The sequence below is a fragment of the Planktothrix rubescens CCAP 1459/22 genome (assembly GCA_904830895.1).
GTDB lineage: Bacteria > Cyanobacteriota > Cyanobacteriia > Cyanobacteriales > Microcoleaceae > Planktothrix > Planktothrix agardhii.
In genome coordinates this window covers 2244256-2268934 of sequence record LR882958.1, presented here as the reverse complement: position 1 = coordinate 2268934, position 24679 = coordinate 2244256, and the positions used below count along the sequence as shown (strand labels likewise).

At 39.3% G+C, this 24679-nt stretch carries 21 protein-coding genes and 2 pseudogenes; 16 read left to right on the top strand and 7 right to left on the bottom strand.

Annotated elements, in window-relative coordinates:
• Positions 1 to 130 precede the first annotated feature (130 nt).
• The 4 genes from psbD (at position 131) to NMG86_RS10630 (ending at position 3816) form a co-directional block, all read left to right on the top strand.
• The gene (gene psbD / locus NMG86_RS10645; RefSeq protein WP_026786982.1) at positions 131 to 1189 is read left to right on the top strand and encodes a photosystem II D2 protein (photosystem q(a) protein); all 1059 of its coding nucleotides are present in this window, start codon (positions 131 to 133) and stop codon (positions 1187 to 1189) included.
• Complete coding sequence (gene psbC, locus NMG86_RS10640; protein WP_026786983.1) at positions 1173 to 2555, top strand: photosystem II reaction center protein CP43; 1383 nt, start codon at positions 1173 to 1175, stop codon at positions 2553 to 2555. Before psbD ends, psbC begins: the two co-directional genes overlap by 17 nt.
• Before the next feature lie 134 nt (positions 2556 to 2689).
• Positions 2690 to 3361 carry a DNA cytosine methyltransferase gene (locus tag NMG86_RS10635; RefSeq protein ID WP_081692317.1) on the top strand — a complete coding sequence of 224 codons (672 nt, stop codon included), beginning with the start codon at positions 2690 to 2692 and terminating at the stop codon, positions 3359 to 3361.
• A complete protein-coding gene (locus NMG86_RS10630) occupies positions 3319 to 3816 on the top strand; it encodes a Bpu10I family restriction endonuclease (RefSeq protein WP_081694472.1) in 498 nt (165 codons plus the stop codon). The genes NMG86_RS10635 and NMG86_RS10630 overlap by 43 nt, the downstream gene beginning before the upstream one ends.
• A gap of 158 nt (positions 3817 to 3974) precedes the next feature.
• On the opposite strand, the gene NMG86_RS10625 is transcribed toward NMG86_RS10630, so the two are convergent.
• The gene (locus tag NMG86_RS10625; RefSeq protein WP_026786747.1) at positions 3975 to 4880 is read right to left on the bottom strand and encodes a tyrosine-type recombinase/integrase; all 906 of its coding nucleotides are present in this window, start codon (positions 4878 to 4880) and stop codon (positions 3975 to 3977) included.
• An 83-nt stretch (positions 4881 to 4963) separates the two neighbouring features.
• Between NMG86_RS10625 and NMG86_RS10620 the strand changes: the two genes are divergently transcribed.
• The 4 genes and pseudogenes from NMG86_RS10620 (at position 4964) to NMG86_RS10605 (ending at position 8082) form a co-directional block, all read left to right on the top strand.
• On the top strand, positions 4964 to 5446 hold the full coding sequence (locus tag NMG86_RS10620) for a helix-turn-helix domain-containing protein (protein WP_026786746.1): 483 nt from the start codon (positions 4964 to 4966) through the stop codon (positions 5444 to 5446).
• A gap of 59 nt (positions 5447 to 5505) precedes the next feature.
• Positions 5506 to 5769 (top strand): DUF4158 domain-containing protein, encoded by a 264-nt coding sequence (locus NMG86_RS10615; protein ID WP_026786745.1) that lies wholly within the window; start codon positions 5506 to 5508, stop codon positions 5767 to 5769.
• Positions 5735 to 7660, top strand: a pseudogene (locus NMG86_RS10610) (Tn3 family transposase); the annotation flags it as partial. The gene NMG86_RS10615 and the pseudogene NMG86_RS10610, both read left to right, overlap by 35 nt.
• A 65-nt stretch (positions 7661 to 7725) precedes the next feature.
• The gene (locus NMG86_RS10605; protein ID WP_337587931.1) at positions 7726 to 8082 is read left to right on the top strand and encodes a Bpu10I family restriction endonuclease; all 357 of its coding nucleotides are present in this window, start codon (positions 7726 to 7728) and stop codon (positions 8080 to 8082) included.
• A 42-nt stretch (positions 8083 to 8124) separates the two neighbouring features.
• Here NMG86_RS10605 and NMG86_RS10600 read toward each other — a convergent pair whose 3' ends face one another.
• From NMG86_RS10600 to hpsJ-B, 4 genes are all read right to left on the bottom strand, one after another.
• Positions 8125 to 8964 carry an SWIM zinc finger family protein gene (locus NMG86_RS10600; protein WP_026786986.1) on the bottom strand — a complete coding sequence of 280 codons (840 nt, stop codon included), beginning with the start codon at positions 8962 to 8964 and terminating at the stop codon, positions 8125 to 8127.
• 47 nt (positions 8965 to 9011) lie between these two features.
• Positions 9012 to 12179, bottom strand: a complete 3168-nt coding sequence (locus NMG86_RS10595; protein ID WP_026797599.1) for a DEAD/DEAH box helicase — start codon at positions 12177 to 12179, stop codon at positions 9012 to 9014.
• Between the two features lie 210 nt (positions 12180 to 12389).
• Positions 12390 to 13286: a glycosyltransferase family 2 protein gene (locus tag NMG86_RS10590; protein WP_026797598.1), complete on the bottom strand. Its 897-nt coding sequence runs from the start codon at positions 13284 to 13286 to the stop codon at positions 12390 to 12392.
• A 240-nt stretch (positions 13287 to 13526) separates the two neighbouring features.
• The gene (gene hpsJ-B, locus NMG86_RS10585) at positions 13527 to 14360 is read right to left on the bottom strand and encodes a hormogonium polysaccharide biosynthesis protein HpsJ (protein WP_026793801.1); all 834 of its coding nucleotides are present in this window, start codon (positions 14358 to 14360) and stop codon (positions 13527 to 13529) included.
• Between the two features lie 184 nt (positions 14361 to 14544).
• Here hpsJ-B and rfaE2 point away from each other — a divergent pair, with 184 nt between their 5' ends.
• The 3 genes from rfaE2 to NMG86_RS10570 all read left to right on the top strand — a co-directional run bounded on the left by rfaE2 (position 14545) and on the right by NMG86_RS10570 (position 16951).
• Positions 14545 to 15033: a D-glycero-beta-D-manno-heptose 1-phosphate adenylyltransferase gene (rfaE2, locus tag NMG86_RS10580; protein WP_026793800.1), complete on the top strand. Its 489-nt coding sequence runs from the start codon at positions 14545 to 14547 to the stop codon at positions 15031 to 15033.
• Positions 15034 to 15108: 75 nt separating this feature from the next.
• A complete protein-coding gene (locus NMG86_RS10575; protein ID WP_026786991.1) occupies positions 15109 to 15861 on the top strand; it encodes a GUN4 domain-containing protein in 753 nt (250 codons plus the stop codon).
• A gap of 46 nt (positions 15862 to 15907) precedes the next feature.
• Positions 15908 to 16951, top strand: a complete 1044-nt coding sequence (locus tag NMG86_RS10570; protein ID WP_043937094.1) for an AI-2E family transporter — start codon at positions 15908 to 15910, stop codon at positions 16949 to 16951.
• 242 nt (positions 16952 to 17193) lie between these two features.
• Here the strand turns inward: NMG86_RS10570 and NMG86_RS10565 are convergent, their stop codons facing one another.
• Together NMG86_RS10565 and NMG86_RS10560 are read right to left on the bottom strand one after the other, a co-directional pair.
• A complete protein-coding gene (locus tag NMG86_RS10565) occupies positions 17194 to 18357 on the bottom strand; it encodes an RNA-guided endonuclease InsQ/TnpB family protein (protein WP_423808556.1) in 1164 nt (387 codons plus the stop codon).
• A gap of 266 nt (positions 18358 to 18623) precedes the next feature.
• Entirely contained in the window at positions 18624 to 18779 is a 156-nt protein-coding gene (locus NMG86_RS10560) for a QAALIT motif small membrane protein (protein WP_155806209.1), read from the bottom strand.
• 244 nt (positions 18780 to 19023) lie between these two features.
• Here NMG86_RS10560 and NMG86_RS10555 point away from each other — a divergent pair, with 244 nt between their 5' ends.
• The 5 genes and pseudogenes from NMG86_RS10555 to NMG86_RS10535 form a co-directional block, all read left to right on the top strand.
• Entirely contained in the window at positions 19024 to 20190 is a 1167-nt protein-coding gene (locus NMG86_RS10555; protein WP_052338690.1) for a Ycf66 family protein, read from the top strand.
• 21 nt (positions 20191 to 20211) lie between these two features.
• Positions 20212 to 20568, top strand: coding sequence for a YkgJ family cysteine cluster protein (locus NMG86_RS10550; protein WP_026786992.1), 357 nt, complete (start codon positions 20212 to 20214; stop codon positions 20566 to 20568).
• Positions 20569 to 20816: 248 nt separating this feature from the next.
• Positions 20817 to 21185 (top strand): TMEM165/GDT1 family protein, encoded by a 369-nt coding sequence (locus tag NMG86_RS10545; protein ID WP_173400992.1) that lies wholly within the window; start codon positions 20817 to 20819, stop codon positions 21183 to 21185.
• Positions 21186 to 21204: 19 nt separating this feature from the next.
• Positions 21205 to 21513 carry a TMEM165/GDT1 family protein gene (locus tag NMG86_RS10540; protein WP_026786994.1) on the top strand — a complete coding sequence of 103 codons (309 nt, stop codon included), beginning with the start codon at positions 21205 to 21207 and terminating at the stop codon, positions 21511 to 21513.
• 165 nt (positions 21514 to 21678) lie between these two features.
• Positions 21679 to 22953, top strand: a pseudogene (locus tag NMG86_RS10535) (WD40 repeat domain-containing protein); the annotation flags it as partial.
• Positions 22954 to 24679 lie beyond the last annotated feature (1726 nt).

Below are 24679 nucleotides of genomic sequence, written 5' to 3'. Positions count from 1 at the left end.
TCGGAAGTATTCCCACAAAAGGTTAAGCAACTGAGAAGGTTAGCCCAAACAAAAATCGAGATTCCGATTGATTGCTGGGTACTTCACAAAGGATAATGTTTTTGATAAACCCAAGAGGATCGTTCACCAAATGACTATAGCAGTCGAAAGGCCGCAGGTTGAAAGAGGCGTCTTTGACGTCCTCGACGACTGGCTCAAACGCGATCGCTTTGTCTTCGTGGGTTGGTCAGGAGTTCTATTGTTCCCCTGTGCTTATTTAGCCCTCGGTGGCTGGTTAACCGGAACAACCTTTGTAACTTCCTGGTACACCCACGGTTTAGCAAGCTCTTATTTAGAAGGCTGCAACTTTATAACAGCCGCCGTCAGTAGTCCCGCTAACAGTTTAGGACATTCCTTACTGTTCCTCTGGGGGCCGGAAGCTCAGTGGGACTTCACCCGTTGGTGTCAACTGGGCGGTTTATGGGCTTTTGTGGCTCTGCACGGTGCTTTCGCCCTGATCGGCTTTTGTCTGCGTCAGTTGGAAATTGCTCGTTTAGTCGGCATTCGTCCCTATAATGCGATCGCCTTTACTGGCCCAATTGCGGTATTTGTCAGTGTATTTCTGATGTACCCCTTGGGTCAGTCTAGTTGGTTTTTTGGCCCTAGCTTTGGGGTAGCCGGAATCTTCCGGTTTATTCTGTTCCTGCAAGGTTTCCATAACTGGACGCTGAACCCCTTCCACATGATGGGAGTGGCCGGAATCTTGGGTGGCGCGCTATTGTGCGCTATTCACGGAGCGACGGTGGAAAATACTCTGTTTGAAGATGGAGATACAGCCAATACTTTCCGGGCTTTTGAACCGACTCAAGCTGAAGAAACCTATTCGATGGTGACCGCCAACCGTTTTTGGTCACAAATTTTCGGGATTGCTTTTTCTAACAAACGTTGGTTACACTTTTTCATGTTATTCGTGCCTGTCACGGGTCTGTGGATGAGTTCTATCGGAATTGTTGGTTTAGCTCTGAACCTACGGGCCTATGATTTCGTTTCCCAAGAGTTACGGGCGGCCGAAGATCCTGAATTTGAAACGTTCTATACCAAGAACATTCTGTTAAATGAAGGTCTGCGGGCTTGGATGGCTCCTGCGGATCAACCCCACGAAAACTTTATTTTCCCTGAGGAGGTATTACCGCGTGGTAACGCTCTCTAATACTTCTTATGTCGGCGGCCGTGACCTAGAATCCACTGGATTCGCCTGGTGGTCAGGTAATGCCCGTTTGATTAATTTGTCTGGTAAGTTGCTGGGCGCTCACGTTGCTCACGCTGGTTTGATCGTGTTCTGGGCTGGGGCGATGACCCTGTTTGAAGTGGCTCACTTCGTTCCCGAAAAGCCCATGTATGAACAGGGTTTGATCCTGATCCCCCACATGGCTACCCTCGGTTGGGGTGTTGGCCCTGGTGGTGAAGTGATTGATATCTTCCCCTACTTCGTGATTGGGGTTCTGCACTTAATTTCCTCTGCGGTTTTGGGTTTAGGCGGTATTTATCATGCCGTCCGTGGCCCTGAAATTTTAGAAGAATATTCTTCTTTCTTTGGTTATGACTGGAAAGACAAAAACCAAATGACCAATATTATCGGGTATCACCTGATTATATTGGGTCTGGGGGCTTTCCTGTTAGTGTTCAAAGCCATGTTCTTTGGGGGTGTCTATGACACTTGGGCGCCTGGTGGTGGCGATGTCCGTGTGATTGCCAATCCGACTTTGAACCCGGCCGCGATCTTTGGCTATTTAGTTAAAGCTCCGTTTGGGGGAGAAGGCTGGATCATCGGTGTTGACAACATGGAAGACATCATCGGCGGTCACATCTGGATTGGTCTGATCTGCATTTCCGGTGGTATCTGGCACATCCTAACCAAACCCTTTGGCTGGGCGCGTCGGGCTTTCATCTGGTCTGGAGAGGCTTATCTGTCTTACAGTTTAGGCGCTCTGTCTTTGATGGGCTTTATCGCTGCTTCCTATGTTTGGTTTAATAATACCGCTTATCCCAGTGAGTTCTACGGCCCCACAAACGCTGAATCTTCTCAGTCTCAGTCCTTTGTGTTCTTAGTCCGTGACCAAAAACTGGGTGCGAATATTGGTTCGGCCCAAGGCCCGACAGGTCTGGGTAAATACCTGATGCGTTCTCCGACTGGGGAAATCATCTTTGGTGGTGAAACCATGCGCTTCTGGGATTTCCGTGGCCCTTGGTTAGAGCCTCTGCGTGGGCCTAATGGTCTTGACCTCAACAAGCTGAAAAACGATATCCAACCTTGGCAAATTCGTCGGGCTTCTGAGTACATGACCCACGCCCCTAACGGTTCGATTAACTCCGTGGGTGGGATTATTACCGAAGCTCAAGGGTTTAACTATGTTAACCCCCGGGCTTGGTTGGCTGGTTTCCACTTCATCGTGGGTTTCTTCTTCTTGATTGGTCACCTCTGGCACGCGGGTCGCGCCCGGGCTGCGGTGGCTGGCTTCGAGAAAGGCATTGACCGGAAATCGGAAGCTGTACTTTCTATGCCTGACTTAGACTAGGGTTTCACCTAGATGTCTAATCACTGCTTAGATTGTTAATTAAACACCCTGCCTGATTCGTCAGGTGGGGTTTTTTATGGGAATTAATGAAGTATTATTAAAATTAAAAATTATACAAGTAATAGTAAAAGTCTATGACATTAGCACAACCTATTGCTGTTGATTTGTTTGCGGGTGCAGGTGGGTTTGGTTTAGGGTTCAAAATGGCAGGTTTTTCTATTCCGTTATCAGTGGAGATTGATACTTGGGCTTGTGACACACTCCGTTATAATCATCCTGATATGACTGTTATTCAGTATGATATTCGTGATTTTAACACCGAAAGTCAGGTTAAAGAAATTTGTATTTTTAAACCTGATATTATTATTGGTGGGCCGCCGTGTCAGGGTTTTAGCATTGCAGGGCCAGCCCAAAAAGATCCTAAAGATCCTAGAAATACTTTATTTATTAACTTCGCTCAATGGATTAGTTTTCTGCAACCTAAAGCTTTTGTCATGGAAAATGTTAAAGGCTTACTCTCACGGAAAAATGTTGATGGAATAAAGGTTATAGATATTATAAAAAATACTTTTGAAGAATTGGGGTATCTTGTTGAAGTTTGGTTATTAAATGCGGCTGAATATGGTGTTCCTCAAATAAGAGAGCGTGTTTTTATTATTGGAAATAATACGGGAAAAAAAATTGGTGCCCCTCCTAAACGCTATTCTTTAGGCCTATTAAATTTTAATCATTTTCAATTATCTATATTAGACCATGAGAAGTTATTTCCTGCTTTTACTGTAATGAAATTATTGCTAAAAGGGTAAAACTTCTCTCGGATTACAAAGATTTTTTAGACAAGCAACATTATGCTGAAAAATTTGATTCTCGCTCTAATCTTCACTCTACCGTATTAGAGGAGTTTCTTTACTATTTATTTAAAGATTTAGTTAGAGATTTTGGCTCAAATGCTCTGATTGGAAAATCCCATACTTTCAAAGATATTTTCTTTGTTCCTCCTAAATACTCGGAAATGTTAAAGCGACCTTACGCACGCATTGAGAAGAAAGATCATGATTTTGTAATTGGAGCAACAATTCACGCATCTTTTGAAGCAGCAACCCCACCGGAACAAGATGAAACTCCTGGTGAATTGCTTACAATTGTTCAAGAAGAACCAGAAAGCTATTCAGAAGTTACAGTTACAGGTAATGTGGAAACGCATCTTTTTGATATTCCAGTAGGCGTAGAAATAGCGAAGCTGACACCAAGTGCAAAGTAGCAAGTAAAACCCTTTCTGTGTAAGGATTTCAGCCCTTGGTCGAGTTTTGTACCTGGGCAACACTCACTCAGGGGGGGCAGAGTAGAGTCACTACTGTCTCTACTGCCACTTGTTGGTATAAAAAGTTTGTTATTGATACAGCTTTAAATTGAAGAAAATCAAAAGGATTGAGTCTCAACTTCTGTCAAAAGCTTCAAAGCTTTTTGTGCAACTTCTTCTGCTCGACTTGATGTAACTTTTTGATACCTTAATGTCGTCTGAATCTTTTCATGCCCCATCAAAGCTCTTAACTCTTCTAGTGACATTAAACCAACTCGTTCCGTCGCAAAAGTATGCCGTAAGTCATGAAGACGCGCACCTGTTAATTGCGAACTCTGTGCTACTAAATCACACCAAATTCTATGAACTCGGCGATAAGATAAGCGCGTAACTTCATGAGTCAAGGGATTTTGTGCTGTAAATAAAGCCGGAGAACCTGCAAACCTGTCAGAACGAATATATTGCTCCAAAACAATCGCCGCATCCTCGCTATAAAAACACCATCGTTGCTTATTCCCTTTACCTACGACTTGAAATTTACGAGCCGTGCGATTGACTTGTTCTAAATCCATCGCTAAAAGCTCACCAATCCTCGCTCCAGTGCGATGCAACAACCGAACAATGGCGTGCAAACGTCCATCATTAGAAACAAGCTGATATAGCTCCACAAGCTGCTCAGAAGTCAAATAGCGGATGATTTCATCTGTACCATGTTCTCCTTTTTCAAAATTCGGTTTGCGACGATTCAACCCAGCAATGGGATTAGTTTGGAGATAACCCATAGCCACTCCATAATTAAACAAAGCTTGAATAATCGCTTGATGACGATGATGAGTTGTAATTGATAAATGTTCTAAGCGTTGTAGATACTCAGAAATCAACTGACGATCTATACTTTCTACAGGTAAACGACCTAACTCTACCAACAAGGGCATTAAAACAAACTGATATGAACGTCGTGTACTCTGACTCAAGCCGGGACGTTCTAAAAACTCTGTTGCCAATCGAGCTATTGTTACCGTCAAAAACTAAACTTTCCTGAAATGACAGATTAACTTATGCCTTTCTGTTTTAAACCCTTATTCTCAGGAAAAGTTAACAGCTTTTTATGTATAATTTTGACCCGACTATCCCCCCCCAACCCCAAGAATCTCTCGACCACTACATCAAAAGACTGCGAACCCAGTTGAAGATGAGTCAACAACAACTCTCAAGTACCGCAGGTATTCATCTCCAAAGTTTGGGAAAGCTGGAGCGAGGTCAAACCACGCGACTTAATCAAAAAACGAAAAAAGGTTTAGCCATTGCTCTGAATATCCCAGAAGAATACCTCGATGCCGTCGTCTGTGGACAGCCAATAGAAGCTGTACAGAAAAAACAATATTGTCCGGGCTGCTGGAAAGGAGGAACAAACCCTGACCCCGCCTGGGCATTACCCAGAGCCAAGTATTGCCTGCTCTGTGGCACTCAACTCCTTCGCCATTGCATCAGTTGTTTAGAACCCATCACGTCATTTCAACATAAATTTTGTCCCCACTGTGGGACTCCCTACTGCCCATCCCATTCCAAACGTTTTGGGAATAAATCATGACGGGCGTGCCAGTTTTGTCGTAAAACTAGAGTTCTATTAATAAAAGCGAGGAAATCTGCGTGAAACGCCAGTGGGAACCGGAAGAATTAATCGAACAGTTCACGTTAACTGAAGCAGAAAGGACACTACTGGCGAATAAAACCGGAGCGAGTCGGCTAGGGTTTGCGGTCTTACTCAAGTGTTTTTGTCAGGATGCCCAATTCCCTGTTAAAAAACAAGAAATTCCCAAATCCGTCATCTCTTACATCGCACGTCAGGTCGAAGTCTCACCCAGTGAATGGCATCACTATAGTGAGTCCTTCAACTTTAAAGAATCTCGTTAAGGAATTTAAGTCGAATGGCCCCACTTATCGAGAACGAGTTTACACGGTGATGCGCGCTTCCTATGTACATCATTATCGCCGGATGGTGCCACAAATCCCCACGGCTTTGGAGTTCTGCTCTAATAATGAACTTTACCAGCCTGTGATTAAAGCCCTAGAGTTAATTAAGAAATATATGGGGAGTTCTCAACATTATTACTCCCCGGAAGATGAAGTGCTAATTGATGGAGTTCTGAAAACTCGTTGGCGAGAAATTGTCGTGGAAGTTGATGATTCTGGCGTTGAAAAAATTAATCGGGTTAATTATGAGATTAGTGTTTTACAAGCTTTAAGAGAGCAACTGCGTTCTAAGGAAATTTGGGTGGTGGGTGCGAAACGATATGGCAATCCAGAAGAAGATTTGCCCAAAGATTTTGAGGGACAACGGCAAGTTTATTATCAAGCTTTAGGTCAACCAACTGATGCAGAAGCTTTTATTACTAGCTTACAGCAGAAAATGACAACAGCTTTGGAACAACTCGATAACCAGATGCCGAAAAATTCCAAAGTTAAAATTTTAACGAGAGATAAGGGATGGATTTCGGTTTCTCCGTTAGAAGCACAACCCGAACCGTTAAATTTACAGCGAATTAAGACGGAGTTAATTTCCCGTTGGTCAATGACCAGTTTATTGGATATTCTCAAAGAAACGGATTTACGAGTTGGGTTTACAGAGCAGTTTCAGAGTGTGGCATCCCGTGAAACTTTAGATAAAAAGATTTTGCAAAGACGGTTATTACTGTGTTTATTTGGATTAGGAACGAATACGGGTTTGAAACGAATTAGTAGTGGGGGAACGGGAGAAAATTATCCCGATTTGCTCTATATCAAACGTCGTTATATTCATAAGGAAAATTTACGAAATGCCATAATTCAGGTTGTTAATGCAATTTTTCAAGTGAGAATGCCGACGATTTGGGGTGAAGGCACAACTGCTTGTGCTTCTGATTCTAGAAAGTTTGGGTCTTGGGATCAGAATTTGATGACGGAGTGGCATATTCGTTATGGGGGACGAGGAGTGATGATTTATTGGCACGTTGAGCGGAAATCTGTTTGTATTTATTCTCAGTTGAAAACTTGTTCTTCTTCTGAGGTGGCGGCGATGATTGAGGGTTTGTTACGCCATTGTACAGATATGAAGGTGGAAAAGAATTATGTTGATACTCACGGTCAGAGTGAGGTGGCTTTTGCTTTTTGTCATTTGTTGGGTTTTCAGTTATTGCCTCGGTTGAAAAGAATTCATAAACAGAAATTGTATCGTCCGGTGGTGGGTCAAAGTAATGCTTATCCGAATTTACAGCCTGTTTTGACCCGACCGATTAATTGGGATTTGATTCGGAATCAGTATGACCAGATGATTAAATATGCGACGGCTTTGAGATTAGGAACGGCGGAGACTGAGGTAATATTAAAACGGTTTAGCCGTTCTAATATTGTTCATCCCACTTACCAAGCTTTAGCTGAGTTGGGAAAGGTGGTGAAGACGATTTTTCTCTGTGATTATCTACGCCATGAATCCTTGCGCCAAGAAATCAATGAAGGGCTAAATGTAGTGGAGCAATGGAATAGTGCGAATAGTTTTATTTTTTATGGCAAGAATAGCGAAATTGCGGCCAATCGATTAGAAGACCAAGAGACAGCGGTGTTGTCATTGCATTTGTTACAGGTCTGTTTGGTGTATATCAATACGTTGATGATGCAACAGATTTTGTCTGAAAAAGATTGGTTGAAATTGATGCAAAAGGAAGACTGGCGAGGGTTGACTCCATTAACCTGGAGTCATATCAACCCCTATGGAACTTTTCGGTTGGACTTGGATGAGCGGTTGTTGATTGATCCAGTGGTTTCTTGATATAAAAATCAATCAGTCGCTCAAACCCTTACACTGAGGGAGTTTCACTGGCTACTTTGCACTTGGTGTCAGCTTCGCTATTTCTACGCCCAGTAGTTGTGATTGAATGTAAAACCTATTTGGATAAAACCATGCTTGAAGGTTCATCCAGAGCAGCAGAGGATTTAAAAGCAAGAAATCCCAATAGTTTGTATATGGTTCTCATGGAATGGATTAAACTAACCAGTGATGTTAATCTTCGTAAATATAAAGTTGATCAAATTTATGTACTCCGTCAACAAAAAAATACTGATCGAGAATTTAGATATGAAGAAACATATATCAAGAATCCTATTACAAAAACTGGGTTGTTGTATTTGTTGTTAGAAAGAAATCTGGCGATCGCTTCGCTTCCTATGCAAACGCTAGTAAAGTCACAATAAGACATTTGTATAGCCTCAAAATACCTAATATTTATTCCTAAGCTAAATCAAGTTCTTATTTTTAGTTTTGACTCGTCGGTAAAACTCCTCCATAACTTGAATAAAAGAATCCTCCTTTTTCCAAAAAGCCGGAAAATCTCCTTGTTTTTTAATTAAAATTGCAGGTAAACTCACAGAAGAAGTTTCTTCAACAACTTGAGGAAGTCGATGGGTTCCTAACCAAAACTCTCGCGCACTAATTTTCTCTGGTACGCCTTCTGTTTCCACAGTCGTATAGAAAGATATTGAGGGTTGTATAGAAACTTCCTGGGTTGTCAATTCTTGAGATAAAATCTTCCCTAAAGGAGATTGAGATAACTCCGCTTTGAGGACATCTTTAGATAAACCCCTCAATTGAAAAAGCAAAAAAGGATCATCATCTAATTGGGAAGCTACTAAATAATAAACCCCCGCAATATGTTTACAAGGATTTGACCAATCTGGACAAGAACAAGTTGTTTTAAAGTCTTTTTCGCTTTGGGGAAGTAAATGTAAACCTAAATCCGAAAACACATCCTCAATATTATCAGGAACTTCATTCATTAATAATTTAGACACAAAACTTGCTTTTGAAGACAAATGTTGAATCGCTTTCGACCAATCACTAGAACTAATTGGTGTAATTTCAATAGTCGTATTATATCGAGGTTCTTTATAAACCCCAAAGTAGGGATTAATTGAACCTTTAACCTTTGCGGTAATTCGATTCTGATCAATTTTCGACTTAAGAATCTTACCATTCCTTGCATAAGAACGTCCTCGACCCAAGCGTGACGGGTCACTAAAGGCTTCTAACGCTTCAATAAATTGTTTTCCCCACCAAGTGCGACTAAATTGAGCCATAATAGATAATTACTCCTTTTAAACACTACAAAATTAAAACTAATCAACTACTCCAATAAAGCCAGTTTATTCAATTGAATAAGCTGTTTAAACGCTTCATTATCTAATTCTGTTAACCAAGATTCATCACTACCAATAACCTGAGAAGAAAGTTTTTTCTTATCTTCTATCATCTGATCAATTTTTTCTTCTAAAGTTCCCAAAGCCACAAATTTATGAACAAATACATTTTTCGTTTGACCAATCCGAAAAGCTCGATCCGTTGCTTGATCTTCCACCGCCGGATTCCACCAGCGATCAAAGTGAAATACATGATTTGCTTTTGTTAAAGTGATTCCCACACCTCCGGCTTTCAAAGAGAGAATAAAGACAGAAGGTTCGGTCTCAGGATTTTGAAATTCAGTAATCATTTGTTCTCGTTTCGTGCGATTTGTACCCCCATGAATATAATAGGTGTTATAATGATAATGATGTTTAAAATGCCGTTCTAAACCATCACAAACTTCTTTAAACTGGCTAAAAACTAATAAACTTTCTCCTTCTGAAATAGCTTCTTCTGCCATATCTGCTAATCGTTGTAATTTCTGCGATCGCGCCGCCGAAAATTCACTTCCATCCTGTAAAAACTGCGCCGGATGGTTACAAATCTGTTTTAACTTCATCAGCGTCGATAAAATTAATCCTTTTCGCTTCATCCCTTCAACCTCATTAATTTTTTCAGCCACATCTTTCACTAACGCTTCATACAGAGAGGCTTGCTCTTTGGTTAAGTTACAATACACTTTTTGCTCAACTTTATCGGGTAAATCATTAATAATTGACGGATCAGTCTTGACTCGTCTCAAAATTAAGGGCTCTACAAGTTTCTTTAAAGTTGCAGATTTCATCCGGTCATTATCCTTTTGAATAGGAATTTCAAAGGACTTACGAAATTGAGCTTCTTTCCCCAAATATCCGGGATTCAAAAAATTAAAAATTGACCATAAATCTAGGAGACGATTTTCAACTGGAGTTCCGGTTAAAGCTAATCGATATTGAGCCGAAAGTTTTAATATTGCACGAGTTTGAGCGGTTTTGGGATTTTTAATATTTTGAGCTTCATCAACAACAATTCGTCGCCATTCAAGATGATTGAATAATTTTTCATCTTGACGAACTAAGGTAAAAGAGGTGATTACAACATCACAGTTAAGACAAGTCGATTTAAAGGCTTCTAAATCTTGAATGCGACCGCTACCATGATGTATAATAGTTTGCAAATGGGGTGCAAACTTTTCAATCTCTTTTTGCCAATTCCCAATCACTGAAGTCGGTGCAATTAATAACGTTGTTAAAGTTGAGTCTACTGTTTCTTTTTCTTGAACTAATCGAGCAATAACCTGAACGGATTTTCCCAAACCCATATCATCAGCTAAACAGCCATTTAACCCTAAGTTTTCTAAGTATTGTAACCAGGATACTCCCCGCTTTTGATAATCCCTTAACGTTCCTTGCAATTGGGGAATATCACCCACCATTGTAAGTTGACTTTTATCCTGCAATTTCCCCATCAAATCGGATAATATTGAGTCATGTTCAACTTCTAATTCATCCTCTAAGGAAGCCGACATTTTCACGAAATCTAATAGCTTGATTTCCGGTTTTTCTTCTGTGTGTTTTTGCCAAAATTCCAACATTTGCTGCATTTTTTGTTGGTCTAATTCCATCCACTGACCGCGAAATTGAATCAGATGTGTTTTAGCATTAACGAGTTGTTCCCATTCTTTTGGCGTAACAACTTCACCGCCAATGGATAGGGAATATTGATATTGAATTAACGTATCTAAATTAAAAAATCCTTTGCTAACTGATGCTTGTCCTGAAGAACGAGAGGACGTTTTTAAACGAATTTTAGCGCGATGACGACCTTGGGGTGTCCACCAAGCGGGAATGATGACTTTATATCCTGAATCTTCTAGTATCCAGGCACTTTCTTTGAGAAATTCAAAGGCTTCAATCAGATTTAATTCTAATCCAACTGGTTGATCTGTTTCTAATCCCTGCCAAAGTTTAGGATACATTCTAGCGGCATATCCTAAATTAAGTAATAGGTATTTCTCAAAATCTTTTCCTACATAATTATGCAGTTCTTTTTTCTTTTTTTGAGTTTGTTGCCAATAATCTTTTAATAATAGCTTAAAGGAGGGATCTTGTTTCGAGGAAACTGAAAAATGAATTAGCCAATTATCCTGTTCCTGAGTGGCTTCTTGGAGTTGAAAGCACAGGTCAAAGACGGCTGCGGTTTGGCTATGGATGAGTTTTTCTTTCCAAACTAACCATTGTTTATATTCTTCCAAATCTGCTGAACTGGTTCTGGGATTCTGGGGATTTTGATGAATAGAATGATGCACTAATGTATCAGCAATTTGTTGATTAAACTTAGCTGTTAAGGGAGTTTGGGTAACAATTTCATGCAGTAAGCATTCAGAAAAGTGACGCAGTAAGGTTTCTGGGTTATAAAATTTAATCGGATTTTGAGAAACCAGAGAACCCGATACACAGGCTAAAGGCATCGCGTTGACAGATTGAGTGATTAAGGATTGATATTGTTCTGATATGATTTCCCAGCCGGAATAAATTTCAAATAACGGAGTTTGAGTTGCACGTTTGCCTTCGGTTTTAGTAGAAGCAAGCTGACGATATTTAAGAGCGGGTATATATTGATCTTTGTAAAGAATTTGTTTAAATAATTGGGTATAGTGATACCAAAAGAAGAGGTCAGAACCGAGGCTCATTTCTGAGGGGTTTTGTTGAGCGAGGAAGTGGATTTCTTTAAGAAGTTTGATAATTGTGTTGAGGGAATTAAAGGTATTCCGACTAGATACCAATTGATAAGTTGTAATTTCCCATGTAGCAAATTCTTCAAATTCTAAGTTTAGGTCAGTTTCTAAGTATTTTGCTAATTCAGGGGAAGGAAGCGGTTGCTGATTAAGGGTTGGCAGGGCAAAGTATTTAAGGGAAATCCGATTCGAGATTAAACGCGAATAATCTTCAGAAATCCCTATTTCATTTTGCACAAACGCTTGTAAACTTGATGCTGTTAGATGTTGGGGATGGAGTGTATCTGGGTTTCGCTTTGTTTTGCGGGTCGAAGTTTCAACCCAAAGATGAAATGCACCTTGTTCGATGAAATCACCTGTTATTTCAGGAATCCAGGTTCCGTGCAGGATTTTCATAGGGGGATGTTATTTTAATTTGTTTATATTTTATCAGGACTTACGCAGATGCGCTATGCGTAGTGTAGCTCTGTATAGAAAATTGCGTTTTCACCCGCGGCGGGTATGAAACCTAACTAAACAATTTAAAAATATAATAATTCTTTGATTTTTGATGATATAGAAAAGAAATATCAACCGATAAAAGCACCCTGAAGCATGAAATAAAAACTAAGAGTCTGATGTTCCCAGATTGGAGATAACGTTCTGGGACTCGACTTTTTTTGAAGTCTCTAAACCCAGATCATAAAGTTGAGGAGAATTTTCAACTTCCCAAACTTTAAGTAGAATCAAATATTCATAGAAGGCTTGTAAAACACACCAAGAAAACCCAGAACGACCGTCTAAAAATCCTCCCAATAAAAAGTACATATAAACAAAGCGAATCAGAGGTCTAAACGGTAAACGTAAGGATAAATCTTTTAAGGCTCGTCGTCGTTCAACTTCCGAACTTCCTAATAATAAATCCTTCCAATTCACAGTTCCCGTCTGTAACTGTCGCATGGTTTCTACTGCTTCATCGGTTGAGTAACGATTGTGTTTGTCAATCCAACGGGATAACCCTTTACTACAGGTGTAATGGGGATAGGTTTCTTGAATAAATCCCGTCGGGCCATCACAAACTTCCCGTTCCGTATGACCATAATCGTTAAACCAAACTTTATCCTTGCGAAATAGACGCATTTGATACCGAGGATATTGGGTACTGCGTCGAATCCAATTTCCCAAAAATATCACTCTTTCGGCGACATAATATCCAATATAATCATCACTTTGAATCGCCTGTAAACATTCTGTAAACAATTCAGGAGTCATCCGTTCATCGGCTTCTAAAATGTAGACCCAATCGTGTTTGGTCGGAATTTCCTGTAACATCCATGTGCGCTGTTTTCCGTGACTTTCAAAACGATGTTGTAACACCCTAACTGGATATTGTTGGGCAATTTCAACGGTGCGATCTTGGCTCAAAGAATCCACCACAATCACATCATCTGATAATAATGCAGACTCAATACAATCCGCAATATCAATTTCTTCGTTTGCGGTGAGAATATAAATTGAAAACATGAAGGATAATTAAAGTTATAACAGGGAAGGAGGAATAGGGAATAGGGAATAGGTAATGGGTAATGGGTTTTGGGTAATTGGTAATGGGTAATTGGTAATGGGTAATAGAATCAATAAAATCAAGATTTTATTTCTTCCACTGATAACTGATGACTGATAACTGATGACTGATGACTGATGACTGATGACTGATGACTGATAACTGATGACTGATAACTGATAACTGATGACTGATGACTGTTAAGCGGTTGGTGTTTTACGACGATTTGCACCGCGTAAAATTCCTAAACCTTTGAGCCCTGTCCAACCTAGAGTAATATAGCCAATCGCTAATAATAAACTACTAATTCCTGTTCTCAAACTCGATTTTAAGGACTGAGTTTTAGCTTGTTTTTCCAGTTCTTGTTTGCGATCACGAATTTGACCTAACAATTGTGTAGGTAAATTATCCGCCTGTTGATTCAAAAACTCCTCAACAGCCTTGGGATTCGATTTAGACTGTTCTAAGATTTGTCTAACTTCGTTAGGAAGATTCGGGTTGGCAAGGGCTTGATTCAGAGCTTCGGGATTTTGTGCTAACCCGGCAAATTGATCTTTAAGCTGGGTTTTTTTCTGTTGAATTTGCTGCTGAAATTCGGGACTTCCGAGTTGACTTTCCAGTTGAGTTTGAGCTTGAGTAGCTTGTTGATTAATTTCTGCGAGGGCCTCGGCTCTGGCTAAACGGGTATTATTGAGATGCAAAGGAAATAGTAAAAGATACAATAACCCGAATAAACTCGCCAGCAATGCTATCCAAAATCTTAAACTCGCAAAGGGTTTAGCTGGCTTGATATTCCCTTCGGTGGCGGCATCCATCCAAAAAGCAATAAAGACTAAGGCCATTCCCACCATCGGGACAATGCCTCGATCTACTAAATCACTGGTAACGCTAATTTGCCAGCCTCGGTTGAGAAAATTGGGCGGAATCAAAATTACCAGAAAATCCACGAGGGACGAGAAAATTAAAATAACTCCAACCAGTTTCAGGATGAGAGAGGTTGTAGAAGAAAATTGACGGCTAGAAGTAGCTTTCATTAAATGATCCGTAAACTAAGTTATGATCTCGATTTGGGCTTGTTGATATATTCCCTAACCCTAAGTTTGTAGGGCTGGCTCGGAAATATTCGAGATTAAAGATCAACAAACGTTACAATTCTAATCGGTTCAGACCTCTGGATAGACTGACTTAAATAAATTTCTTCCTCCCCAATTAACTGGAATGACTGCTTATCTTTACACCTTAACCGAATTACAAGAAGACATCACCTTGAATCCTCAACGATGGCGTCCCCTGGTTTTTACCAATGGTTGTTTTGATTTAATTCATGCGGGTCATGTTCGCTATTTACAGGCAGCTAAGGCATTAGGACGATCACTGGTGGTCGGATTAAATAGCGATTCATCTGTCCAAACCCTGAAACCTCAAAAACCCGGACATCCTCCCCGCCCCATCGTCCCAGAAGCACAACGGGCTGAAGTCTTAGCTAGTCTGAAGCCCATTGATGGGGTAGTAATTTTTTCCGAAACCACCGCCGATTATCTCATCCAAACCCTGAAACCCGATATTTATGTTAAAGGTGGAGACTATACCTTAGAAACCTTGCCAGAAGCCCCGATTGTACAAACATACGGGGGTCAAGTTGCCTTCATTAATATTGAAGTCCCCTCCTCCACCAGCGCCCTAATTCAAAGGATTCTCAACGGTTAACTATTGACCGATCCTTGTACAATAGTCAAGGTGAAGAATGCCATGCTCAACCCCAATTACCTAATGCCACGCCCCATGACTGACCTGACCACTTCCCCCCAAGAGAACTATGCCATGAGTGCGGATGAATTGCGCTCTGGGCTTTTTAGTGCCTCAGCAAAGGCTCAATTCCAACTATTAGAAACATTAACCCAAGGTGGGGAAACGGTTTGGGAAGTGTTAATGGAATTTTTATTAAAACAACAATCTAATCCCCCTAGTTTAATTAACGGTAAAGTTTATCAAATTTTATATACCGCTATTCCCACTTCCGAAAAAGTGAGTCATTTTTTAAAACTTCATTTTCCTACGGGAATTGTTCCCTTAAAATCCGATACCGGAATTGATTATATTCCCCTACAAACCTTACTCGCCCAACAAGACTTTTTAGAAGCGGATAAATTAAGCGTACAAAAACTTTGTGAATTAGCCGGAAGTTCTGCGGTACAAAGAAAGTGGCTTTATTTTTCCGAAATTGAACGATTCCCGATTACGGATTTACAAACCATTGATAGCCTTTGGTGTATCCATTCCGAGGGTAAATTCGGCTATTCTGTCCAGCGAGAACTTTGGCTGGGTGTGAATAAAAATTGGGATAAATTATGGCCTAAAATTGGCTGGCGCACGGGTCGCAATTGGACACGCTACCCCCAAGGATTTACCTGGGATTTAACCGCCCCAAAGGGTCATCTTCCCCTATCTAATCAGTTACGGGGCGTTAGAGTCATTGAAGCCCTACTCTCCCATCCAGCTTGGTCGCAGTCTCAACCCTCAGTGACAATCAGATAAATTAATCAAATGCGTCAGCTTTTAATCATTAACATTAAATAGTTTAATGAATACTAAAAACTCGTGGCTTCGATTATTAGTTATAGCATTAGCAATCCCAGTTTTTGTTTTAAATGGTTGGTTATTATTACTAACTTTAGAATACTTTAAATCAATTATTAATATTTTTGTCACCGCTACCCTATTATCATTTCTTTTAGATTATCCCGTACAACGGTTACAAAACTATGGACTCAAACGGACAATCGCAATTTTAGGGGTTTTATTAATCACATTAATTATTTTCATGATTTTAGGGATTACCCTCATCCCCATGATCATTCAACAGTTTGATACTTTAATAGAACGTTTTCCTAGTTGGATTGAATCAGGGACTCAACAAGTTAAAACCTTAGAATCTTGGGCTATGATTCGTCATATTCCAGTTAATATCGGAGGAGTCACCTTTCAACTTTTAGAAAAATTATCGAGTCAAGTTCAGAGTTTAGGCGGAGATTTTATTGGAGGAGTGTTTACGGTTTTTAGTCGAATATTAGATGTGGTGATCACCGGAGCTATGACATTTTATCTATTATTACATGGAGATCAGCTTTGGGACGATTTGTACAAACTATTTCCAGCCCGAATTCGTACTCCTATTCGCCTAGCACTCAAGAAAAACTTTAAGAATTATTTCATTGGCCAAGCCTCCGTAGCCACACTCATTGGAACACTGATGACCTTGGCATTTGTAATTATTCAAGTTCCCTTTGGCTTATTATTTGGCATGGTAATTGGGGTTATGGCTTTATTTCCCTTTGGAGCCAGTTTAGGAATTGGTTTAATCTGCTTTTTAGTTGCTTTAAATAGTATTTGGTTAGGGGTAAAAGTTTTAATTACAGCAATTATTGTAGATCAAATTATAGAAAATGGTATTGCGCCTCGATTATTAGGCGGATTTACTGGATTAAACCCCGTTTTGATTTTACTTTCTCTATTAATTGGTGCTAGAATTGCCGGATTTCTCGGATTAATTATTGCAGTTCCCCTAGCTAGTTTTCTTAAATCCTTAATCACTATTTTACAGACCCCCGCCTCTGAATCTATTTAGATGGACTTAAAAATAACTGGTAATTTAAGTACCTAAACAAAATTAATTACACATCCTCTACCCCGTTCCCCCCCCCCTAGCCCCCCGTGCACGGGGGGTTTGGGGGGGCTGTTCCCTCTCTCAACTAGGTAATTTATTTTGTGCAACTACTTATAACAATTTAGGTTGACATCCGCCCCGCCGTAAAACGGGCGGGGATTCCATCTATTTCAACAAATCAACCCTTCGACCGTTCGACTGGCTCACGGCTCAGGAGACAATTGTTGAAATCCTGGACGGGTTGACGCTTCGCCGAGATGCGCTTTCTTTGCAGAAAGTCTGACCTTCTCTCCACGTCCGTTTAGAGTCTCCGAAAGTCCTCCGGCGACTAAAATATTAATTGCGGCGTTAACATCTCGATCATGAAAAGTGCCGCAATTCAAACAAATCCACTCTCTAACATTTAGCTCTTTTTTGCCACCGCGAAAACCACAGCAAGAGCAAGATTGAGAAGTCGGAGTCCATCTATCAATCACTCGAAAATCACGCCCGTACATAACTGACTTAGCCTCTAACATAGTTCTAAAACTACGCCAACCCAAATCAGAAATGGCACGGGCTAATTTTCTGTTTTTAACCATCCCTGAAACGTTTAAGTCTTCCAAGACTATCGTTTGGTTTTCACGAATAATCCGGGTTGACAACTTATGAAGAAAATCGCTTCTGGTATCAGAAATTTTAGCGTGAAGTTTAGCTAGTTTCTTTCTGGCAACTTCCCTTCTTTTACTACCCTTCTGTTTTCTTGACAAATTTTTCTGTAATCTCCTTAAACGCTTTAACTGTTTCTTTAAAGGTTTAGGTGATTTAATTTTTTCGCCATTACTTAATGTAGCAAAATCAGTGATTCCTAAGTCAATTCCAACACTGCGTCCATTCTTTGCTAATTGTTGGGGATTAAACTCAACTACAAAACTAGCAAAATATCTGTCGGCACTATCTTTAATTAGGGTAGCACTAGAAGGCGTTGCGGGTAACTCTCTACTCCAAATCACTTTGATATCACCTATTTTAGCTAGGTGAATGTAACTAGAGTTAGGATAGAGTTTAAAACCATTGTCGGTGAATTTAGCAGACTGTTTAGACTTACGTTTCTTAAATTTAGGCGGTTTAATTTTCCGACCTTTTCTTTGCCCTTTACAGGATTTGAAAAAGTTAGAATAGGCCTGTTCTAAATCTCTCAAAGACTGCTGCAAGGGAACCGAGGAAACTTCTGTTAACCATTGCTTTTCCTCGGTTTTTTTGAGTTCTGTAAGTCTTTTAGAAAGTTCACCGCTAGAAGGTTTTTTATTCCCTGCATGGTATTGTTCTTGACAATAGGCTAAGGCATCGTTAAAAACCACACGACAACAACCAAACAATTGGGACATTAGCCTCTTTTGTTGGTCAGTTGGGTAGATTCTGTACTGATACCTTAACTTCATTCTTTGCTCTTAAAATCTTCTTATTTAGTATACACTACAATTGAATAAAAAGCCTAAGTGGAACGACGGGGTTTTAAACCCATTTTTTCGATAAATTATAAATTAAATCTTGATGAGAAAAGTTTCATCAAAGAGAAATCAATTTTTAGGGAACCTCCATCTACGGGATAGAAGGATGATTGGTTCCCCAAAATAGCCTGAGTTAATCGAATTTATTTGATCACGTCTTGAGACAAAACAATTTTTTCCATTTGCATTTGAGAGGCTACTCCCATTGAGAATAATGGTTTATAGCCGAACCAGTTCAGACTGACTTGCAAATGCAGAGACAACGTAATAAAAGCAGCCAACAATAATTTTTCTAACATAATCAACTCCCCAATCAAAAAACTTCTAGCCGCACCCTTCTATCGTAGATATATCTATATTAATAAGACGATGTTTCTTTTCCGTATGATTCCCTACAATGTTGATAGGTGATAAAATTCACATCAAATTCTGATCTGAATCACAAATCGTCACCAGCCAATCGTCAACACCTCAACGGCTAACCGTCAACCGTTAACGGTAAAATAACGCAATAGAGGTTTTTTGATAGAGTGAGAAGGAAAAATGCTGGCATATATTCTAGCGATTGCAGTGGGTTTAGCAAGTTTTGGCCTTTATATGGCCGCCTTCTTCTTTCCAGAAGTTCACCGGAAAAGTGATTTCGTCTGGAGTGGAGTTGGATTGTTCTATGGCTTGATTCTGTGGGCCTGTGCGGGACGAATTACCGGAGCCGTACTATTAGGTCAGGTGGCGAGTGTGTCCCTGTTGATTTGGTTTGGATGGGAAGTTCTGACCCTACGACGAACAGCAACCCCCGCCACAGAAAAAACCCCGATTCCGGCGAAGGTGAAAAAACGAGTTAACGGTTTGATTGGTGTTCAGTCTCCGGTAATTTTTCCTGAACCTGTACGGGATATTGTTACTACTCCCGAACCCGTCTTTGAGAATAACCCAGTGGTTGCTCAAACCCCAGTAGAAACACAGGAACAACCCGAACCAGAAGTTATTTCCCCATCCTCAGAAATTGTAGAGGAACCTCCGCTTCCCCCTATAACCGAAGGACAGAATCTTCCTGAAGTCGAAGAAACACCATCAGTAACTCCCTTAACTTCGGATACCCCGGTAAAAACACCCAAGGTTAAAGCTGACAAACCCCCAGTTACTCCCAAGGTCAAGACTGCAAAAACGACGTCTAAAACCCAAAAATCTATCCCGGCGCTCGCTGGAACTTTATCTAGTTTTATTGGTAATTTAACGGGTTTATTTAATAAAAAACCCAAAACCCCCAGCAAACCGAAATCCCCGGAACCCACCCCTGTTCCCCCCGTTACGGTTGTAGAAGATAATCAGAAGGTGGCGAAGGATGAATTTGCTGAATTTGAGGATTTAGAAACAAAAATTGTTGAGGAGAACTCTACTCCAAAAACTGCGGTTAGTGTTCCCGAAATCGTAGAAGAAGTTGAAAAACCTGCCCCTTCACCCTTTGAAAAAATTGTTACTTCCCAGATTGAAGGAGTGGTGGAGATAATCACAGAACAGGTGAATCCTATAGTTGAGGAAATACAGGAATCTGTGACAGAAGAAATATCCTCAGAAACTAATAATTTAGAACCAGAAACCGTTGTGGAAGTTATTACAATTTCTGAAATTGAAACAGCTTCAGAAATAACGGAATCCGAGGAAATTAATCCGTCCCCATCGGTTACACCTGAACCGTCTGAACAAAAATAAGCGCGAATCTAAACCAGAATCATGACCACTTGGCTTTGTATCAAACAATGTGGGGCTTGCTGTCATCTTGACCCCAGTGAACGTCCTGAATTAGATCAATATTTAGCCCCGAAAGACTTACAATTATATTTGAGTTTAGTCGGGGAAGATGGATGGTGTATTAATTTTGATTCTGAAACTAAAGAATGCAAAATTTATGATCAGCGCCCTCGATTTTGTCGGGTAGAATCCGATATTTTTCAAGAATTATATGGAATTGAAGCATCAGAATTAAATGATTTTGCCATTGATTGTTGTCAACAACAAATTGAAGGAGTCTATGGGGATTCTTCCCCGGAAATAGAGCGTTTTAATCAAGCGGTCGGGTATGAATCCTAGGGACTTTCTCAGTTTTTTATTGCCGGATGGGGTAAAATATGAAAAGATTATGATATAGTTTCAATATTACCCCAACCGTCAACCAATGATGAACACAGATTCAAGAGGATTAAGAGGATTTCACCGACTACGTTCCTTGCTTCGCTCAAGATTTATTTAGTGCGAAGCTCTTAGGATAATCCGCGCAATCATATTAATCCGTATTAATCAGTGTCAAACAAAGGCAAAAAACGTAATCCGTGAAATCTGTGAAATCAGTGTTTAAAGACCCCGCTAGTAACCTATCTGCGATCGCTAATTCCGAAAAACAGACAGATCAACAGCAAGATTCAGCAAAACCCAATACTGGGAAAATTTTTGTCTCCACATTCATTACTATTTTTTTAGCTGAAATTGGAGATAAAACCCAACTTACGACTTTATTAATGACAGCAGAATCCCATAATCCTTGGATAGTTTTTGCTGGGGCGGGAAGCGCATTAGTTTTAACCAGTTTCTTAGGGGTTTTAGTCGGACAATGGTTAGCTTCTCGGATTTCGCCCAGAACCTTAGAACTGGCTGCGGGTAGCAGTTTATTATTGATTTCGGTGCTATTGTTTTGGGAAGTTTTACACTAAATTAGTTATAATTAAGTCTATGGATTTTCAACTATTAGGATTGACTTTTATCACGGTTTTTCTATCAGAATTAGGAGATAAAAGTCAAGTGGCTGCGATCGCTCTCAGTGGTACTAGCAAATCTCCCCGCGCGGTCTTTTTTGGTACAGCCACCGCCTTATTATTAGCCAGTTTCCTCGGTGTGATAGTGGGACAAGGATTTGCAGAAATTCTACCCACTCGTCTAGTTAAAATAGCAGCCGCCATCGGTTTTGCGGTATTAGGAATTCGATTATTATGGTTTACGGGAATACCCGGTAAGCCTAAAGATCAGTCACTTGAGTGCTGAGATATAAGCGACTCGTTCGGTTTTGCCTGGTTAATTCTTTAATTGTTCTCACTATAGCAGAAGCAAAGGCTTTTACAAAGTGTGATTATTTTTCTTAATCAAACCTTTGTTATTTTATCTGGTTATGAGTTTAAAATGAATAGATAACCTGTAATAGTTAAGACCATGACCGCACCCTCTGAACGGCCAGCTATTGAGAATCTTCGGGGTAAATTTACCAGTCCAGACATCCAGCAACGACTTACAGCCCTTTCAGACTGTCTGAAATTTGAGGGAGGCTTGGATTTACTAGCGCAACAAGCATTAACTAACCCTTCAGAACAGGTTAAACAATCTGCTTATTGGGTGCTGTATGGTGATAATCCTTATTTAACTGAAAATGTTAATTTGCGATCGCCTAATATTATACAAGATACTATTTCCTCTGTAGCAATTAGTTCAGAGCATAAAATTATCGTCGGTGGTGGTTGGAAAACCATCAGAATTTGGAATTTAGATACAGGAAAATTAATTGATACAATTAACGCCCATTCCCATTGGGTTTTATCCGTTGCGATTAGTTCCAATGGTCAATATTTAGTTAGTAGTAGTATTGACAAAACTGTTAAGTTATGGAGTTTAAAAACTAAAATTAATTTGCATACTTTTACAGGTCATACAAGTTGGGTTAATGTGCTTAAAATTACCCCAGATAATCAAACTTTAATTAGTGGGAGTGCAGATAAAACCATTAAAGTCTGGAATTTAGAAAAGAAAGAACTTGTTCATACTTTTAAGGGTCATACCGGATGGATTTCTTGTTTAGCAATTAGTTCAGATAGTAAATTTTTAGTGAGTGGAAGTACAGATAAAACAATAAAAGTATGGAATTTAACCCAAAAACAATTATTAAGAACTCTTGAAGAACATTCAGATTGGATTCAAAATGTCGCCATTAGTTCTGATAATCAATCTTTAGTTACAGGTAGTCGAGATGGAATTATTAAAATTTGGCAAAAAGATCCCAATACTCAAGGTAAAAATGAAAATTTTAATATTCCTTTTGTAACCGATGTTTTGAGTTTCTTTTTTGGAAAGAGTAATAATCAATCCCCATTTCAATTACTTGTCAATAGTTTAAAATGTGTTAAGACTATCACCGGAAAATTTCAAACAATGACTAATTTTGATATTACTTCTAATGGTAATATTCAAGTCATGGGAACCAATAATGGCAGTATTTATATTCAAAACCTTAATCAATACCCTAATCCATCTCGTAAAATTACAGGTCATTCTGGATTTATTAGTTCTATAGGAACCAATAATGGCAGTATTTATATTCAAAGCCCTAATCAATACCCTAATCAATCTCGTATCAATGGTCATGCTGGATTTATTAGTTCTATTGCTGTTAGTTCTAATAGCAAACTATTTGTTAGTGGTAGTCGAGATTGGATCAAACTTTGGGATTTGCAAACAGGAGAAATTTTAAATGTTTTAGAAGGTGAGTCTCCTAAACTAACATCGTTAAAAATTAATTCCCCAGGAAAAACTTTATATTGTGGTGACTATCAAGAGTTTACTATTCAAGGTTTCGATCAATATAATAAACCGATTAAAATTGAAAATATAACTTGGACTGCTACAGGAGGAGAGGTCGAAGACGGAATATTCCAAGCCGGAAATATATCAGGTTCTAACTTTAAAATTCAAGCACAAGTTAACTCTGTTAGTTGTCAAGTTTTAATAACAATTCTTGAAAAACCTAAACTAACATCGTTAACAATTAATCCTTCAGAAATAAGTCTATATTGTGGTGACTCTCAACAATTTAATGTTCAAGGTTTCGATCAATATAATCAACCGATTAAAATTGAAAACATAACTTGGACAGCTAGAGGAGGAATAATTAAAAATGGACTATTTACCGCCGGAAATATATCAGGTTCTAACTTTAAAATTCAAGCACAAGTTAACTCAGTTAGTTGTCAAGTTTTAATAACAATTCTTGAAAAACCTAAACTAACATCGTTAACAATTAATCCTTCAGGACAAACTTTATATTGTGGTGACTCTCAACAATTTAGTGCTAAAGGTTTTGATCAATATAATCAACCTTTTTCCCTCGGACAAGTTCGTTGGACTGCTACAGGGGGAACGATTAAAAACGGACTATTTACAGCCGGAAATATATCAGGTTCTAACTTTAAAATAGAAGCACAAGTTAACTCTGTTAATTGTCAAATTATAATTACAATTCCTGAAAACCCCAAACTAACATCGTTAACAATTAATCCTTCAGGAAAAACTTTATATTGTGGGGACTCTCAACAATTTAATGTTAAAGGTTTTGATCAATATAATCAACCTATTTCCATCGGACAAGTCACTTGGACGGCTGATAATATACAACTTCCTAATAATGGAATATTTGTTGCGGGTCACTTTGAAAAAACAGTTACTATTACCGCAAAAGTTGAAACCATTAGTCAATCTATCCAAGTTGAAGTTATTGAACGTCCAAGATTAACCTCTTTGATTATTTCTCCATCATTGATAGAAATGTGTCCGGGTCAAACCTATCAATTTACAGTTGAGGGTTTAGATCAAAGAGGAAATTCTATTGCAATTAAAAATGTCAATTGGACTGCTACAGGGGGCAAAATTAACGGCAATGGAAATTATACCGTTGGGAATAATAGTAAAGGACAATTCACTGTCACCGCTTCAATACCTGGTAAAACAATTAGCGCAACGGCTAAAATTATTGTTCCTTCTATTTTAACTAATCTGATCATTTCACCGCAGACTATTTATGCTGAACCCAATGAACCTATCACGTTTCAAGTCATGGGTTTAGATCAGATTGGAGATTGGTTTTGGGTGAATAATATTGAATGGAAATGTACCGCAGGAGGTCGAATTAACCCAGAGGGAATTTTTAAGGGCGGTTACGATAAAAGGCAAGTTACTGTAACGGCTAAAGTTGGCTTACTTCAAGTTAGTGCAACTGTTAATATATTACCTGTTTTAAGACGGATTAAAATTTATCCCCCTCAAAATATTTTTCTTGAACCGAATGAAAGTATAACTTTTAATGTCGTTGGGTTTGATCAATATGAAAATAAATTTGAAACAGGAAATATTGTCTGGGAAGCAAAAGGTGGAAGAATTGATCAGAATG

Coding starts and splice junctions, on each gene's coding strand:
- psbD (WP_026786982.1), top strand. CDS start 131: ATGACTATAGCAGTCGAAAGGCCGCAGGTTGAAAGAGGCGTCTTTGAC.
- NMG86_RS10635 (WP_081692317.1), top strand. CDS start 2,690: ATGACATTAGCACAACCTATTGCTGTTGATTTGTTTGCGGGTGCAGGT.
- NMG86_RS10620 (WP_026786746.1), top strand. CDS start 4,964: ATGTATAATTTTGACCCGACTATCCCCCCCCAACCCCAAGAATCTCTC.
- NMG86_RS10600 (WP_026786986.1), bottom strand. CDS start 8,964: ATGGCTCAATTTAGTCGCACTTGGTGGGGAAAACAATTTATTGAAGCG.
- NMG86_RS10595 (WP_026797599.1), bottom strand. CDS start 12,179: ATGAAAATCCTGCACGGAACCTGGATTCCTGAAATAACAGGTGATTTC.
- NMG86_RS10590 (WP_026797598.1), bottom strand. CDS start 13,286: ATGTTTTCAATTTATATTCTCACCGCAAACGAAGAAATTGATATTGCG.
- hpsJ-B (WP_026793801.1), bottom strand. CDS start 14,360: ATGAAAGCTACTTCTAGCCGTCAATTTTCTTCTACAACCTCTCTCATC.
- rfaE2 (WP_026793800.1), top strand. CDS start 14,545: ATGACTGCTTATCTTTACACCTTAACCGAATTACAAGAAGACATCACC.
- NMG86_RS10575 (WP_026786991.1), top strand. CDS start 15,109: ATGACTGACCTGACCACTTCCCCCCAAGAGAACTATGCCATGAGTGCG.
- NMG86_RS10570 (WP_043937094.1), top strand. CDS start 15,908: ATGAATACTAAAAACTCGTGGCTTCGATTATTAGTTATAGCATTAGCA.
- NMG86_RS10565 (WP_423808556.1), bottom strand. CDS start 18,357: ATGTCCCAATTGTTTGGTTGTTGTCGTGTGGTTTTTAACGATGCCTTA.
- NMG86_RS10560 (WP_155806209.1), bottom strand. CDS start 18,779: ATGTTAGAAAAATTATTGTTGGCTGCTTTTATTACGTTGTCTCTGCAT.
- NMG86_RS10555 (WP_052338690.1), top strand. CDS start 19,024: ATGCTGGCATATATTCTAGCGATTGCAGTGGGTTTAGCAAGTTTTGGC.
- NMG86_RS10550 (WP_026786992.1), top strand. CDS start 20,212: ATGACCACTTGGCTTTGTATCAAACAATGTGGGGCTTGCTGTCATCTT.
- NMG86_RS10540 (WP_026786994.1), top strand. CDS start 21,205: ATGGATTTTCAACTATTAGGATTGACTTTTATCACGGTTTTTCTATCA.